The sequence below is a fragment of the Rhodopirellula sp. SH410 genome, assembly GCF_055811895.1.
Genome location: NZ_CM147949.1, coordinates 5891771 through 5907665, shown reverse-complemented (window position 1 = coordinate 5907665; position 15895 = coordinate 5891771). Strand labels below are relative to the sequence as shown.

At 55.2% G+C, this 15895-nt stretch carries 18 protein-coding genes; 13 read left to right on the top strand and 5 right to left on the bottom strand.

The annotated features are described in order from the left end of the window. The first annotated feature begins 208 nt into the window (after positions 1-208). The 9 genes from SH410x_RS21755 to SH410x_RS21715 all read left to right on the top strand — a co-directional run bounded on the left by SH410x_RS21755 (position 209) and on the right by SH410x_RS21715 (position 8224). The gene (locus SH410x_RS21755; RefSeq protein ID WP_473670690.1) at positions 209-475 is read left to right on the top strand and encodes a hypothetical protein; all 267 of its coding nucleotides are present in this window, start codon (positions 209-211) and stop codon (positions 473-475) included. Positions 476-1288: 813 nt separating this feature from the next. Then, positions 1289-1753 (top strand): hypothetical protein, encoded by a 465-nt coding sequence (locus tag SH410x_RS21750; protein ID WP_473670688.1) that lies wholly within the window; start codon positions 1289-1291, stop codon positions 1751-1753. A 673-nt stretch (positions 1754-2426) separates the two neighbouring features. After that, positions 2427-2978, top strand: coding sequence for a hypothetical protein (locus SH410x_RS21745; RefSeq protein WP_473670686.1), 552 nt, complete (start codon positions 2427-2429; stop codon positions 2976-2978). 113 nt (positions 2979-3091) lie between these two features. Then, on the top strand, positions 3092-3562 hold the full coding sequence (locus tag SH410x_RS21740; protein ID WP_473670684.1) for a hypothetical protein: 471 nt from the start codon (positions 3092-3094) through the stop codon (positions 3560-3562). A 100-nt stretch (positions 3563-3662) separates the two neighbouring features. Further along, entirely contained in the window at positions 3663-3971 is a 309-nt protein-coding gene (locus tag SH410x_RS21735; RefSeq protein ID WP_473670682.1) for a hypothetical protein, read from the top strand. A 747-nt stretch (positions 3972-4718) separates the two neighbouring features. Continuing rightward, a complete protein-coding gene (locus tag SH410x_RS21730; protein WP_473668462.1) occupies positions 4719-4928 on the top strand; it encodes a hypothetical protein in 210 nt (69 codons plus the stop codon). Between the two features lie 649 nt (positions 4929-5577). Then, positions 5578-6891 (top strand): reverse transcriptase domain-containing protein, encoded by a 1314-nt coding sequence (locus SH410x_RS21725; protein WP_473670680.1) that lies wholly within the window; start codon positions 5578-5580, stop codon positions 6889-6891. A gap of 274 nt (positions 6892-7165) precedes the next feature. After that, a complete protein-coding gene (locus tag SH410x_RS21720; RefSeq protein WP_473668466.1) occupies positions 7166-7399 on the top strand; it encodes an IS66 family transposase in 234 nt (77 codons plus the stop codon). A gap of 57 nt (positions 7400-7456) precedes the next feature. Next, complete coding sequence (locus SH410x_RS21715) at positions 7457-8224, top strand: hypothetical protein (protein WP_473670678.1); 768 nt, start codon at positions 7457-7459, stop codon at positions 8222-8224. Positions 8225-8604: 380 nt separating this feature from the next. Here the strand turns inward: SH410x_RS21715 and SH410x_RS21710 are convergent, their stop codons facing one another. Together SH410x_RS21710 and SH410x_RS21705 are read right to left on the bottom strand one after the other, a co-directional pair. Beyond that, the gene (locus tag SH410x_RS21710) at positions 8605-9414 is read right to left on the bottom strand and encodes a hypothetical protein (RefSeq protein ID WP_473670676.1); all 810 of its coding nucleotides are present in this window, start codon (positions 9412-9414) and stop codon (positions 8605-8607) included. Positions 9415-9849: 435 nt separating this feature from the next. Next, the gene (locus SH410x_RS21705; RefSeq protein ID WP_473670675.1) at positions 9850-10008 is read right to left on the bottom strand and encodes a hypothetical protein; all 159 of its coding nucleotides are present in this window, start codon (positions 10006-10008) and stop codon (positions 9850-9852) included. Between the two features lie 560 nt (positions 10009-10568). Between SH410x_RS21705 and tnpA the strand changes: the two genes are divergently transcribed. The 3 genes from tnpA to SH410x_RS21690 all read left to right on the top strand — a co-directional run bounded on the left by tnpA (position 10569) and on the right by SH410x_RS21690 (position 11904). Further along, on the top strand, positions 10569-11033 hold the full coding sequence (gene tnpA / locus SH410x_RS21700) for an IS66 family insertion sequence element accessory protein TnpA (protein WP_473670673.1): 465 nt from the start codon (positions 10569-10571) through the stop codon (positions 11031-11033). Next, positions 10958-11146: an IS66 family insertion sequence element accessory protein TnpB gene (gene tnpB / locus SH410x_RS21695; RefSeq protein WP_473677368.1), complete on the top strand. Its 189-nt coding sequence runs from the start codon at positions 10958-10960 to the stop codon at positions 11144-11146. The genes tnpA and tnpB overlap by 76 nt, the downstream gene beginning before the upstream one ends. A 143-nt stretch (positions 11147-11289) precedes the next feature. Then, entirely contained in the window at positions 11290-11904 is a 615-nt protein-coding gene (locus SH410x_RS21690) for a hypothetical protein (RefSeq protein ID WP_473670672.1), read from the top strand. A 292-nt stretch (positions 11905-12196) separates the two neighbouring features. Here SH410x_RS21690 and SH410x_RS21685 read toward each other — a convergent pair whose 3' ends face one another. The 3 genes from SH410x_RS21685 to SH410x_RS21675 form a co-directional block, all read right to left on the bottom strand. Beyond that, positions 12197-12568, bottom strand: coding sequence for a hypothetical protein (locus SH410x_RS21685; protein WP_473670670.1), 372 nt, complete (start codon positions 12566-12568; stop codon positions 12197-12199). A 419-nt stretch (positions 12569-12987) separates the two neighbouring features. After that, positions 12988-13254: a hypothetical protein gene (locus SH410x_RS21680; RefSeq protein ID WP_473670668.1), complete on the bottom strand. Its 267-nt coding sequence runs from the start codon at positions 13252-13254 to the stop codon at positions 12988-12990. 577 nt (positions 13255-13831) lie between these two features. Then, positions 13832-15373, bottom strand: a complete 1542-nt coding sequence (locus tag SH410x_RS21675; protein WP_473670666.1) for a hypothetical protein — start codon at positions 15371-15373, stop codon at positions 13832-13834. A 211-nt stretch (positions 15374-15584) separates the two neighbouring features. On the opposite strand from SH410x_RS21675, the gene SH410x_RS21670 reads away from it, so the two are divergent. Continuing rightward, entirely contained in the window at positions 15585-15764 is a 180-nt protein-coding gene (locus SH410x_RS21670) for a hypothetical protein (protein ID WP_473670665.1), read from the top strand. Positions 15765-15895 lie beyond the last annotated feature (131 nt).

Here is a 15895-nt window from a genome sequence, read left to right as displayed (position 1 = left end):
GCCGACGCACTCCCATGAAGACGCTGACATTGCTGTGACATCAAACCCATACGCACCGCCGACAGCAGAGTTGACGTTTGTGTCTCCGAACTCGGCGACTCAGCGGGCTCGTCGTGGACCTGCCCTCTACATAGCCGGTTTTGGACTTCTGGGAGGGGTTGGTTCGATACCGTTTCTCGCACTTCAGAATCGGATTGGATTCGTCGTAGTGCTCACCCGATGCATCCTTGGCGGACTGGCCTATCGCATTCGGTCACGCGACTGGCCGCACGACCCGACAATTCGTCAAAAGCAAATCCTCTACTCGGCACTTGCTGTCGCGTTGCCTCCTGCGGTCTTGTTTCTGTTCGCAGGGCCCAATGGACAAGGACCCGCAATCGTGATGATCGGATTGATTGTTGGCGTGTCGGTTGCGGGTGGTATTTTCATCAGTGGAACACGACGCCTCAACATACCGCTGAAGGCAGAACAATGACGTGCCCAGGCGGACGACTTGCGGCGTCTGCTAGAATGTGTGATCAGCTCACTATCTGCCGTGATTTGCCGGAAACCATCACAACTGCAATGGAGCGTTCGCATCGACATCCGCTGATGACGTGGCTCATCCGTTTTCTCGGATGGGATGGGCTCGTTCCAGCGGCAATCTGACTCCTACCATTTGCGGTTAGATTGCTAGTGCCGAAGATCCCACTACTCATCGAAGTAATGGCTGTCATCCTGCCGATTGTCGCGTTCTTTCTTCGTTTCAAAGTCGGCGTCTGGCACATCTCCATAAACCGATGCGGACGTATCGTTCGATCTGGGCAATTTGTGGCGTTGTGCTGTGCGATACTTGTGCTCGCTGTGGTTGACGCGGTCATCATCCTCACCAACGTGATGCCGAAGGGTGCTTTAACCAGATCGGATCTAGTGTTTCTTGGCTACATCTACGGCTTTTACCTATCGTGTATGATTTTTGCACTTTATCCTGGATTGACAAATAGCCCGAAACCACCACACGAGTACTGCGAATAGAAAAACCATGCAACGGGACCGCGTGTCAAGGTTTTTTCGCAGTGGATGAACCTGAATCGCTCGTCGCGGCCCGCTGCTGGCGAGCGTCGTCCGACTGAAATCCGACTCCCCACCTATTGAGCTGGAACGATCGATGAGACTCTTGATCTGCATTTGCTTGCTCGCTGTCACTGGCCTCGTTCACGCAGAGGATCCGACATCAGCACCCAAAGCCGAAAAAGCAAGCGATTGATCAGCCTGATAGGAAGCCTGCGGCAATGGGGGCGAGACTGATATGAAACCAGCATTTGCAAATTTTGAAATCGATCTCTGGGTCCATTGTGGAAAGCTCGGCTTCACAGAACCTTCGCTTTGCCTCTATCACGATTCATTGGGTTCCGGATCACCGATTCTCGATGCCCTGAACGAACTGACGGGCGAGAAGTGCCCAGCACAACGCAAGCTCACGTTCGCCCCTTGTTCTCGCGAACGAGCCATGTCGAACTTGCGGCTGATGGTTGTTCCCAAGCGTGAAGACTTACGGGTCATGAGCGTCCGGCATGACTCTGATACTGCGACAATTGAAATGACTGGCGCGGGCCTGAGATTACTGATTGAAGCGTTCACTTCTTGGCTCAACGGAGCGGAGGATTTTGGCATCTCATCGCGACATTCTAGCATGAAGCCAAAGGCTTTCGGTAAACTGGATCGTGAGTCAGGCGAGCTATGGTTTTGGGGGCCGAGCTTGGCTGGGCCGTAGGCGATCTGCAGCAAGCGAAATGGTGAAGATCGACCCCAAACAATCGTTGGATTGGCGAGAGGTGGGAATGCACTACTGAGCAGGAGTGTGTTCGAAAACGCTCTTTAAAAGCCGGATTTGAAAAACGCATTTCCGAGGGTCCGTCTGTCATCGCCGAGACCGCACGCTCGCGAGCATTGCCTGCTCGGCAACGTGCAGGAGTCGGTTTACTAAGGTGGAAACCCCGTTGTAGCGAGCGATGACCACGGAGGGTGCTTTCCCGGTTCTTGTTGACGGGGTACCGGACACGAACGAGAATGCCAACGATGCGATCTCGCGAATCGGTGAGAATGTTTGGGTGGCGCACACCATGCCCGTGCTGAAGCCGGCGAAAACGCTGTTTTTTTAATTCGCTCCTGAGCGGCTGTGGAAGCTTAGGTTTCCCAACATGAGACTATCGGAATCTGACATGACACAACTTCGTGCTGCAATCGTTTGCGTGGCCTTGTTCACATGCATTTTAGTTGTGAACACACACGCTGAGTCTCCGGCGATCAAAGAAGATGCCTCGTTAACGCAAATTGTCGACACGCTCGTCACCCGACATGGCGGCAGCAAAGCGGCTGACCGTTGGAAATGTGGAACGATACAATTCACGACCAGTGCGGGGATCTTTCCAGCTATCCTTGGATCTGTGACGGTGACCGAGTCATTCCAGTTCCCGAGCTCATTCAAGCGGTCGATCGTCGCCGAATCACCCGACGGTGAAATCGACTTTACATTCACTATCAATGAACAAGGCGGCTGGATGACTTCGCCTGGCATGCCGACAATGGAAATCTCCCGATCATTTGCTGATCGTGAACGGCATACCTTTGCAGATATAGCGAACGTCGCACACCTTCGTGCAAATGTTTCACAATTGTCGATTGTGGACAGACTCGACGTTGATGGAAAGCCTGCCGTACACCTGCGTCTTGAGTCAGCGGAGCTAGGTCGGGGGGAGTTTTTTGTGGATCTGCAGTCGGGGCTGCTCGTGAGAACGTCTAAGCAAACACACGACCCGCTCACCGGCGTTCATGCAACCATCGAAACTCGACTCGGTAAGTACGAGGAGATCGACGGCATTCCGGTGCCAATGGCATTCTCGGCAACATCCGACGGTACAAAAATGCTTGAAGTGGAGATCACGCGCGTGGAATTCAAAGATTCGCTGCCAGCATCAACTTTCGCTAATCCGATGTAGTCGGAACTACGGCATACACCGGAGGACAGGTGGCCTATTTGCTGCTCAGCATGCAAGCCATTCGCCCTTCCTCCGTGATCTCTAGCTTTGGTCCCTGAAATTCATTGAACATGATGCGTCGACTCCTCCTTTGCACTGCCGTTGCGATCGTACTGGGCGTCATCGCGATTGTCGGTGCTACTATCGCTTCGCTGAACCGTCTTGACGATGCTTACGGCCAATGGGGTGCCGCCGACATGCTCGTTGACTACATGAGCGACCACGATGGCGACTGGCCAAGCCAATGGGCTGACCTAAAACCCTATTTCGACGCTGGTGGCGGCCGTGTCTCTGGCTGGGACTTCAACCGGTTCACCGAACATGTTTGGATCGATTTCACTGCGAACGCCGACGATCTGCGTGCCGCGTCTGCTTCTTCGGACTCCGCTCCGTTTGACGTTGTCGGCTCAACGTCCATTTTCGGCCCATGCTTCGGGGATGGGCCAGATGGTATGCTGCATCGTCATTTTAATCCCGACGCACCTAACCCGAACCCGCCAACAACCGCAACCGTCGTGTCGACCGTCCCTCAACGCGGCGGATGACGAGAAGGTTAAACTGCTGTCGCTGTGCCGTCAGACTGTTCTCGTCGCAACGACAACTGGCAGATAAGTTAGTCGCTCAAACCTGGAACCAGCATCGCACATGCCCGATCCCAAGACGCTGAAGGTCGGGGACCGGATTCAGATTCTGCGTGTTCCCGAGAACGACTTGCGACAACGCGAACGAGAACTCGCCGAAAAGACGGGCATGGCGGGATGGACGGCTGACAGTATTGAATGCATCATCGAACAATCACCGGTCGTCAGCATTTCACGCATCGATGAATACGGATGCTTCTGGTACGACGCTACAGTAGTTGGCCCCGACGGTGGCGACGAAGAGCATTCACTGATCGTGTGCGATGACGACACCTGGCTCAACATTGACGCTGCACCGGGAGCTGGGTTTTAAAATCCGGATTTTAAAGACGCGTTCTGAAAGCCTGCTGGCCATCATCAAGTCTGTTCGTCACGCACTTCGACTGAGCTTCTTGCCTCTCAGGTGAACAGTGTAATGAGTCTCGTGCTCGGCGAAGCGAGATCAGGGCGTTTGAGCAGACACGCTGCCAAGGAGGCCCACGATGGACTCTCAGAGCCCTGCTGAGCGGCTCAGGGCCTTCTTGAGCGATTTTCACTATCGAGCAGCAGCGGCCGTGCGGGAGCGTCAGGACTGGCAGGCTTTTTTTCGAGCGTGTTACGCGAGGGAGTCGTTCAGATTGACGATGTGATCGTTTTCTATGATCGCAAGAGTGATGCGTGGAGTTTTGGTTGGCTCAGCAAGGACCGATATCCAAACTTTTGTTTGCAGACGTCGATAGAACAGGTGGCTCGGGTAGCCAAAAGTAGATCGTCGTCGCACTGTGCAAAAAGCAGGGTGAAGATGTTGCTGTACCGCGTCTGTCCAGACTTGATCCCCTGGTGAGTGCTCGTCTTCGTGTCGGGTGCGTGAGTGTCATTGTGGCTCAGAATGCGATCGATCTTCTCAAGCGACGTGGCAGTAGTTCAGTGCCGATGTGACTCGCTCGATCGGTTTACGTTTAGTGAGAGCATTTGCAGTAATCTTGTTGACCACGTAATGCGCCACGGTATATTAAGGACCGGCGTTAAACTGGTGCCATGAAGGCACTGAGGTCACAGAACTAAAACGATAGGCTGAAAGATGAAGACGAACGGAAGCAGCGACGTGAAGAAACCAAACAAGTTGATGAAAGTCTTATTCACACCGGACGAACAGACATTCGTGAAACTCGTGGCTAGCATGAACAGCATGCCGGCAAACCAGTACATGAGATCGATTGTTGTCGCACAGGCCAAGAAAGACATCACGGCGATGAACGACAAAATCAGTCAGTTGGCTGGCTCCATTTAAAATCCGGCTTTTAGAAAGCGGGCCATGAAGCCAGTGGCCAACGATTACTTCCAGTCCCGTGAACCTGAACCAACGAGGCCAACTACTGAAAGCACCTGATTACTGAACAAGACGGCTTTTCTTGATTCATTCCCCTTGGACTCACTCATGCTGATCGACTTGACCAGCAGCGGTAACATTCGATTACCGAAGAGTTGATTCCTTGCCGCATCGTTTGAAGCCACTCTCGGAAACCGAGACAACCTTCGAGACTTGCGGTTCCTTGAGGTCTCTGTCTGTTGAACAGGTCTTTTCAAAGAGGGAGGGTGTCGAGAAGAACAACTGTCTGAATTTTTGTTTTCTGGTCCCTTGTCCCTATGTCTCTAATAGAAAGGGAGAACATTTTTTCATTCCTGGATGGAGAGGAATATCACTTTGGTGACTCCATCAGTCCTTGGTCCGCTTTATCTACGCATTGATCACGTTGAACGTGATTTTTCGATGTGTGGAGCCGGCTAAGGATTAGTTCAGAAATAGTGAGAGGATTTCTTTCTTCTCTATCTCTGGCTCCCGCCAGAACCTCGTTTTTTCACGACAGCCGGGGCTGGGCAGTTCTGCTCGGCCCCGGTTGTTTTTCGACGCCCCATTCAGATCACCGTGAACTGAGCCAATGACCTACCAATCCCTCTCGCCGCAGTGGCACCGCTATCGGCAACGCGACTATCTCGGCAACCGCTCAGAGGATGTCGAGCCACTGGTGTCGTACAGGGATGATGTCGAGAACTGGGCTCGCACCTCGGAAAAAAGGATGCACGAGCACTGCCAGTCGCTGCTCCGTACCGTCGCCAACCCTCGCATGCTGAGTATCGCCCTCGACGACATCGGTCGCAGGGAAATCTTGGGCGACGACCCGCGAGTAGCCGTTGCAAGTTGGTATCCATGGAAGTGGCTGCGTGACATCGAGAAGCGGATCCTTGACGGCAGCTTTCGACGCGGGAAGTTTACGAAGTACAAGATCCCAAAACCTGGCAAAGCGGGCTTCCGAACGATCGAGGTGCCGATGTCCGAAGCGCGGATCGTTGCACGCAATCTCTCGAACTTGTTGACGCCTCTGCTCGATCCTGATTTCTACGATCTCAGCATTGGGTTCCGGCCCAAGCGGTCGCCCGCACATGGTGTGATGGCTGCCAAGTCGCTGATAAAGAATGGCATGCACCACATGGTCGCGTGTGACATCCGTGATGCCTTCGGCACGGTGCCCAAGAAGCGGTTGCTGCAAATCCTACGATCTCGGCTGCATCAGTCACCGGTGATGGGACTGACCGAAGAGCTGCTTGACCCGAAACGCAAGCTCGGAATTCCGCAGGGGCTTGCCATTTCACCGATCTGCCTGAATGTCTATCTGGATCACCTTCTTGATCACTGGTGGGTCAAGAATTTCCCGGGCACGGTGCTCGTGCGATACGCTGACGATCTCGCGATTTTCTGTGAGACTCACGAGGCAGCGGTCGAATGCTACGAGGCACTCCGAAAACGCATCGAAGCGATCGGAATGAAGATCAAGGAAAGCCAGGAGGACGCTGTTTACGACCTCGCATCAGGCGACCACGTGGACTGGATTGGTTTCCGCGTGCGGTGGGCCAATGGGAAGACGCGAGTCAGCTTGAGCGAATCGAGCTGGTGCAAATTGGAAGCGAAGTTATCGGAGCAAAAGTGCAAAAGCGACAAAGGTGAGACACTGACGGTCAAAGATGTCGCATCCATCGGATTCCAATGGCTGGCACAGAAGGCCGTGGGCGTCACGGCGGCTCAGGTGCCCGTTGTTGCTGAACAGATTCGCCTGTTGGCCGACCAGTGTGGTTTGGACATGTCGCATTTCAGCGACGAGCAGGCTCAACTTGCGTGGCAGGCGGGCCAAAAAGTTGCCAAGCGTGCCCAGTACGAAGTGGCGCAGTGGGTGCCACAACCCGTCGCTCTCGATTGATTCCGGTCGCGAAAAGTTTAATCCGCCGAGGAACGTACACGACGCGGCGATCGGCGGCGTCGCGATGGAAACCGTGAACGCCTTCTAATTTCACGTTTCCTATAGTAGTGCCCTACACGCCCTGCACGCCCGTCACACGCCCACGCTCTGCCTCAAACCAAAAGCCCGCAAACTGCGAATCACGCAGCCAGCGGGCCGACAGCGTGAACTAGCCCTAATTGGCTACGACGAAGTCGAAACGCTCGAGTTCACTGCGCCGGAGCTGAAAGTCCGCGTGACCAAATACGCCAAAGAAGCCAGTCCAGTCGACAAGAACAAAAGCGTCGTCAGCTCCGAGCGGCCCACTGGGCTGGTCGAAGGGGATCGTTTTGATGTTTCAATCGGTGTCGAAGTCATTGCCTGGAAGTACTTCTATCATCTGCCGTTCTACCGCCAGCAAGACCTGTTCGCCGGCAGCGACTGGACGCCCAGTCGTAGCACGCTGGCGAATATCGAAACCTCTGTCTAGTTCGCGCTACGCCCACTGGCTGAACGCCTGCGGCCGTTTCTCAAGACAAACGCTTGCGTGGGCTATGATGACACAGGCGTGGTGTTGATCACGCCCCAGGCGATTCCCGACTTGTCGAATCATCCACGTGCTGAGCGAATCGGCGAGGTGCTTGAAAAGGCGATCGCCTCTGGCAAGCCAAGCAAGCATGTGGAGTTACTACGCCTCCCGTCTTTCCAGTGGTCGCGTGCGACTTCACGGTCAGTCGTCACCGTGACGGCCCCGATGATGTGCTGGCGGATTGCGAAGGAACGCTGCTCGGCGACTGCTGGTCAGGTTTACAAAAGATCGATGTTCGCAGCGACTCGCGAATCACGTTTGCAGCGTGCTGGGCGCATGACTACCGACAAGACGAAGGCCGACAAGCAGCCGACCGCAAGCGAGTCCGGCGCGCCCGCCGTTGACGCCTCAAGAAATAGCCGTCAACCCACCGGGCCGAATGGTACGGGTGAACGGTTACATAGTAGTGCCCGTCACACGCCCACGCTCTGCCTCAAGCCAAAAGCCCGCCAACTGCGAGTGATCGCAGCCAGCGGGCCGACAGATGTGGCCTGGGCCATCATTCAGATGATGGCACCGACACGCTATCCGCTCATGAGAGGCATCACAGCGGTGAATTCAGCGGCAACGACACCAGCCAAGCCCAAAGAGGACATCGAGACGGTGAACTGGTTGATGGACGCCACCGCCGTCGAAGCGGCGATCGCTGATCGCTTTTGCACCCCCAACGACGCTGGCTATCCCTTCAGGCCCCGTCAGGCCGGGCTCCTGGCCGCAGGAAGGTGAACGGGAGCAAAGAGCGACCCGGCCACGAGAAGCCCATAGGGGGCCTCAGGGAGGCGAGGGATCGGCCATTGACGAGGAATGCACTTTCGGCCCATCAAGACGCTCACAGGGGCCGCCAGCGGCTCCTGGTGTCGCAGGACTGCCAGAACACTCGCCGAACCGCCGGCTCATCTCCATCCGTGCAGCGACTCGGTGAGTATTTGAGTAGTGAAACTCGATCAGTCCGTCACATCGGCCTTATCAGGCTTGACGCCTCCATGTTCGCCCAGGCCTCCTGATTCAGTGTCCAATCAAAAAGGGCACTCAGTGTCCAGAACAGCTGCTCCGGGTTCGTTGAGTCCTTCGGAAACGGGGGTGAGTCAATCTCCATAGAGATATCCTTAGGGTTTGTATCGACTGATCCGCAGCAGTTGCTTCCGCGGGTACATGTCGAGTAAGTCAATGAAGTGAGGGAAGTTGTCAGGTTGGTACAGGTCCATCCAAGGCACCCTCACGGTGTTCCTGAACACCTTGAAGATATCGTCGTGCGTGCACGAGGTCGTCTCGGCGACAACCAACGGAGGGCCGGCGTTCTTGTGGTTCACTTTACCGGCAACATTGGTGGTGGTTTTCGGGACCACCTGAATCCCAACGTGTCGCAAGTAAAACGATCGGGTGTGGGGGTTGAAGATCGGAAGCATCAGCTGAACGGTCGCCAAGGCGTTAAGCCGTTGGTGTGGTCCACGGGTCGAAGGGAGGAACGACAGCTCGTTGGTCAAGCCAAGGTTACGTTTCCACAACAGAATCTTGCTCTCCTTCTGGATCTTAAGCGGAGGCTTGGTCAGTACTCTGAACACATCGAGCATCCGCCGAGAGAAACACCAAGGACACACCCGGGAGTTTTGGCAGAGATTAGTGTACGGGGTGACGTGGAAACTGCTGGGCGGGCAGTTCAGGTCATACGTGTACTTCAGTGCTTGATCCTTATTGAACGTTATGGCTTGGAGGTAGTGAGCGCGTACCGCTCGCTGCAAGGTCGCCGTCGCACCAAGAAGAGTACGAGCCGTGGTCAGCTCAGGATGGGCCGATATCGCGTCAGTAACACACACTCTTGTGACCTTGGCGAGAGCTCGATATCTGGGCTTAGAAAACTTGTGCTTGATGACCCCCTTCAAAAGAGCAGGGTCAACGGAGTCGGATAACTTAGCCATGCGAGCCTTCAGGGTTAGAGGAGGTAGAATTAGCATTCTATTTCTCAAAAAAGAAATAGAGTAGGGCTCCTAAAGATGCCCCTATGCTCGTATTATTATTAAGAGGGAGACGTTGGCGGTCACCCCTGTAAAATCCGGCTTTTAACCCGCGTCATCTCGCCTGAAGGTTAGGTAAGATGGCACGTTTTTTTGGAGCGTGAAGTCTTACCTAACCTTCAGGGTGCCAATGCCGTTGTTCTGAAGGTCGTTTAAAATCCGGCTTTTAAGACGCCTGGTTCTCGACTTTGTTTGCCTCGGGTTATCTCTATTAATACTAACCCGAGCGTGTGGGCATCTTCAGGAGCCCTACTCTATTTCTTTTTTAGAAATAGAATGCTAATTCTACCTTAAAAGCTAAAACAGGACCCCATGAAGACCGGGGTCCTGACAGTCTGACTATCCTCGGCGTTTCACGACGATACGGAAACCGTCTTCGTCGTAATCGCCGGGGGCTTGGTGTTGGTACTGAACTCCGTGAGTCGAGTAGTGCTCCCCCGCTTCGACGTCGACGACCTCGCCGAGTGTGGCGGCCGTGGTCTTTGTGAAGGTAGCCATTTAGCCCACGACGCATTTTCGAGGCAATTGGTACATGTTTGGTTCCTTTGGAGAGCATTTGCAAACTGTTTTCTGAAGCTTTGCATGACCCCCACACACCCGTCTTAGCGACTGACGTCAGCGATGTTCGAGTAGTCATGTTTCACTGCGCCTGGTGGACTGATGATAGGAGGCCGTGGTGAGGTGCTGTGCAGGGTGTGCAGGGATCTCTGTTGAGGAGAAACAGCCCTTGCTGGACTCGCTCAATACCTATCGCAGGGGCGCAACACGAGATCTCAGGATTTCCCCAGGGTGCCGTGCTGGCAGAGCCTGAAAGGCGGTTAATGGCTTCATCTAGCCTATTTCCTTTGATTCTGATCGCGGACTTCGGATTGCCTGATTAGTAGCAGTGCCGAAGCACCTGTGACGCAGTTGAGAGCTTCAGGGCCATGAATTGGCTCCAGTTGGCGGAATCGGCTGCCTTGGGGCAGTCTTAGTACGTAACCGTACACCAGAACCATGGTAGGCGCGGAGTTTAGCTTGGTGGGTTTTGTTTCGTTTCACTTGAGCGGAGAAAACCCATGTCCAAGTCCGAGACCGCCCGACTTTGGGACGAGCGTTTGCAGCGCTTTGATCTGTCCGGCACCACCGTCGCTGCATTCTGTGCCGCCGAGGCCGTTTCCCAGCCATCCTACTATTACTGGCGACGCAGACTGCGGGGGCTGGCCAGTAGAGCCCGATCAAAATCAAAGATTCCGCCCACTGCATTCCTGCCTGTCATGCTCGCTCCCAAAGTAGCCCAGCTCGAACAAGTCACCGAAGCCGAGCAAGCCACCAAGCCTGACGACCCGCCTCGTGTCTGCACTACCATCGAACTGCCCGGTGGGATTCGCATCCGAATCGAAGTGCCGACCGATCCGCAACACGATGCCAATTCAAATTCGGCCGGCGGCACGGAGGACCGGTCGTTATCGAACTGCCTACCGGAACGACAATCTATCTGTGTACCGACCCGGTCGACTTCCGAAAAGGCTTCGACGGGCTGACCGGCATCGTCACTACGTCGCTCGGCAAGAACGTCACCGATGGATCGTTGTTCCTGTTTGTCAACCGAAAGCGGGATCGCATCAAGGCCTGTGGTGGGAAACCGGTGGGTTGACGCTTTGGTATCGCAGACTTCAACAGGGAAGGCGAACGGGAGCAAAGAGCGACCCGGCCACGAGAAGCCCACTGGAGGCCTCAGGGAGGCGATTGACGAGGAATGCACTTTCCGCCCCATCAGTACGCTCACAGGGGCCTCCAGTGGCTCCTGATGTCGCAGGACTGCCAAGACGCTCGCCGAACCGTCGGCAGATGGGCGTGCAGCGACGCATCAGCACCGCTGACAAAGTCAAGCTCGCCAAGCGAACGGAGCAGGTCTTCCCCGAGGGTGTGCCCACCGCAGACTGCCGCCTTTCCCACACCCGGGTGATGTGGCGACAGGAGAACGAACGAGCCGTGCTGGTCGCTTACGAGGTCTTCCGGTCGGGCAACCTATTCGGCAAGCCTGCCGGTGCGATCGGTCGTGGTGAATTCGGAATCGAAATCATCGTCGCATTGGCCTATCAAGTATTCTGCCTGGGATTGTCGATCGACAAGGCTTGTGCGGTCTTGTCGTTCTTTCAACAGTTGAAGCTTCGTAAGAGCCAAGCGGACGCCTTGCTCAATCAACTCGCTGCCGCGTGGGAAAGCGAGTTCGATCATCTCTGCACGCTGCTGGCCCACAGCGCGGTGGTGCATACCGACGAGACTTCTTGGAGCATCAACAGCGTCTGGGCTTTCCTGAGTGACAAGTTGACCGTGTTGCTTTACGGCGTTCACAAAGACGGACAGACGCTGGCAGGATCCTGGACAAGGAGACGTTCGCCGGAGTGTTGACCAGCGACGACGCGGCGGTGTACCAGAACTTTACCAAGTCCCAGACTTGTTGGGCTGACTTGATCCCCAAGGCGATCAAGCTGACGCAGTAAGAACCCGACAACGTGCCGTATCGCCAATTCGCCGATCGTTTGCTGGAAATCTGCAACGCTGCCAAACGCATCAAAGCCGATGGGCGTTTGCTCGACTCGACCCGGGCGGCGCGGGCGGCCGAACTGGATGACGAGTTGCTGGAGTTGTGTGGTTCTCGCTGGTTCGATCAGAGCACCGAGGGCAATGAGGTCGAAAACGATTATCGACGGTTGAACACCTTGAGCATCCGTCGAAAGAAACACCAAGGACACACCCGAGGATTCCCACATAGCTTGGTGTACGGGGTGACGTGGAAACCGCTGGGCGGGCAGTTCAGGGCGTAGGCGTAATCCAACGCCTTCGACGGATTGAACTGCGTCGCCTGAAAGTAATGCCCACGCACCGCGAACTGCAAGGCTAACGTCGCACCGAGAGTGCTCTTAATCAAGGGCGTCTCAGGATCGTTCACCATCACGTCAGTAACGCATACCTTCGCGATCTTGGCGAGAGTCGGGAACTCAGGCTTAGCAAACCTGTGCTTGATGGCCCCCTTCATGACGACAGGGGCGGTAAGGTCAAACGGCTTACGCATAGGGTCTTCAGGGTTAGAGGAGGTTGGTCGGTAGAATTAGTGTACTTCATAACCTCCAGTTATGAAGAAGGGGGCTCGTTAAGATGCCCACATGCTTGTTTGTGCTGGTATAGGGACGACAACGACCGACTCTTTCAAAGACGGATTTTAACCCGCGTCATCTCGCCTGAAGGTTAGGTAAGATGGCACGTTTTTTTGGAGCGTGAAGTCTTACCTAACCTTCAGGGTGCCAATGCCGTTGTTCTGAAGGTCGTTTAAAATCCGGCTTTTAAGACGCCTAGTTTTCGACCTTGTTTGCCTCCGTCTCTTTCTATCCGAACAAGCATGTGGGCATCTTAACGAGCCCCCTTCTTCATAACTGGAGGTTATGAAGTACACTAATTCTACCTTAAAAGCTAATCAGTCCCGTGACGGTCTGACTATCCTCGGCGTTTCACGACGATACGGAAACCGTCTTGATCGTAATTGCCGGGGGCTTGGTGAGGATACTGAACGCCGTGAGTTGAGTAGTGCTCCCCTGCTTCGACGTCGACGACCTCGCCGAACGTGGCGGCCGTGGTCTCAGCGAAGTTAGCCCAGTAGCTCTCAGGGATTAACGCGATGTCGGCGATGCCGTCCTCGTCGGTGTGACTCCAGACCAGACATCGATTCGGACTGACGAGGTACGCCGAATACCTCGAAGCCATCGCGATCCAGAACACGAACAACACGAAGATGTGTTAGCGTGGCGGGGCGAGTTCGATCCCGAGCAGTTTGCCCCGGAGAAGGCGACGAAGAAAATGCGACGTGGACTGCCAAACTGGAGGCAGTACCGATGACGAAGGATCTCTGCCGAAGCACAACACCACGCCCGACGCAACGTCGACGACAACATTGGGGCCTCCAAGGCCGAGCTCGGTCTCTACGTGAGCCGTAGGGCCATGGTATGGCACCATCGCGGCATCGCAGGACGGTCAGCCGTAGAAATCGACGGAGACAGGGCCAGCTGGCTCGCTCAGGGCCTCAAACAGGATCGCGTGGAAATTGAGTCGAAGTAGGGCCCAACGTGGCGTGAGAGGCTTCCTACGCCTCCCGGGACTTACGACGACCCAAATACTTGATCGCTTGAGCACAAAAAGGTCACATGTGATCGTTCTACAATTTGGTAGACTTATCTCATCTCGGGTGCCCTGACGGGCCCAAACGAAAAAGGCCCGCCAACTGCGAATCACGCAGCCAGCGGGCCGACAGGCCTAGCTTAGGCCATCATATCGAAGTCGAGAATCAGGTGATCCTTGGGATCTCCCGGTCGATCACATGTTCCGTCAGATCCTCGGGACCGTCGACCTCATCTGGCTCCGCCTTATTGGCGACGACAAAGCCGTATCGAGTTTCGGGCTTTCCTTGCTCGAACCGCCTCCTCTGCTTCTCCAGTCGAAAGTCGACACGCTCATCTTCCGATTGAACGGTGAAGTTCTCGTTTGCATGAACACTCAGCACTTTGCCGAGTCCACGCTTTTGTGCCTCGAACCTACTGCGTTCGTGCTTTGGAACGAGAGGGTCCATCAGGCCAAGGCGGTCGACTTCGACCACGATATCGCTGATCGGTAAACACTTGCCGAGCAAATGCGAACCTAACACAGCGATACTACTGCGAATCGGGTCATCCGCGATGCGACGGTCGCCATAGTTGTCGAGGAATCCTTCGACACCATTGACCATCAAAATGCCTCCAATGTGATGAGCCCATACCCTGCGGGAATGCTTTCTGGAGCAATCCAGTGGCATACCCGCGACTCGCCAACGTTCGATCATGCCGTGGACTTCGGCGGCAATTTCTTCACGATAACGAGGCAGGTACTCTTCTTGCGGGCTCCCGATCGGACTCTGACGATCCGTGATGCTGCCTTTCGGTTCCAGATGAATCGGTAAACCGCGATTCAACAGGTCCTCAGACAACACGCCGAAATTCGTCGATATCGCCATCACGATGTCGTTGCGGATCCGACGTGGCTCTGCTCCGCACCCCGGAGAGTACAGAGACGGCGCCGGATTCGTGACAAATCGCTCGACAAACGCCGATGCGATCTTCGAGCTTCCACTCACTCGAGCATTCTCAAGTCGAATCATCCCCAGGGAAGGATCCGTATTGAGCTCGATGGTAATCGCCTTTTGAGTCGCCCAGTCGGCTGGTTCCCAGCTGACGGACGTCTTGGGCGTCTGACCCGCGATGAAGTCAAGCACCGTATCCTTGCCACTGTGGCTCTTGGATGCCGTCGCCAGAATGATCGGCTTGCCACCAGGCCAATGGTGCCTGAGTGCAACCGTCAACAAACCGGCAACCGCATTCGCCCGATCGGATTTCGTCTGGAAGTCCATGACGTCCAGAAACGTGTTAATCCGTTGCATCGAATCCGAAGACTCCGGAGAGTCGCCGACGAAGAAACAACGATGCCCGTCACCGCCGTCGTTGTAGCCGGGATTCGTTAGAATGAATCCTGGCAGATACTCGGGCTGCGAAGCGACGCGATCGATGAGACGAAACTCTGACAGAAACACTTCGGCGTGAAGCATTACTTCCAGCATCCCGTTGGAAATACTGCAGGATTTCGGCTTTCCGTTGTGGAACCGATGCAAATCAATGCGATCGGCTATCACCGAGGCAAGCGGTCTCCCCTTGAGGATGCTCCGGGAACTGCCATCAGGCAGCACCAAGAACAGACCACCGTCATAGCCAGGCTGACGGAACAAGTCAGGCGACTGAGCCAAAGCCTCGCCGAGGACCCCAAAGTTCTCGGAATCTGGAGACTCATCGTGCCAAAACACCTTTGGGCGGGGGATCGGGCCCTGAAACACTTTCGAAACATCTGGTGCCTCTTTAGTTACTTTTGAAAACAAGGTTAAACTTTCTGTGAAAGAGTCGTTTGACCCCCACACACCCGTCACACCTTGCACAGCGATTGACGTCAGCGATGTTCGCGTAATCATGGTTCACTGCACCTTGCAGACTGATGTTGTGAGGTTGCGGTGCGCCACGATGGCTGACACCACGTACAAACTGGTCCTTCCGTCCTTGGATCCTCGAAAGCTGATCGTCGCCTACGAGGCGACTTCGAGGAGCAATCCTGCCGAAGCGAGATCGCCTATTGGCAAGGGAGAATCCCTAATGGAGACTCCCAAGCCGCCCGTCAAAGTTCATGGCCAGCGGATGCTGTGACAGGTAATTCGGCCCATTCCCGATGTGCCTGCAACCTGGTGGTCGCAGTCGTCACGCGAAGACGTCCGGGCTGAAGGGACGTCATCGCTCGGGTGCCCATCAGCTCAATGGGCCCAATGCTGTTCTCTCCC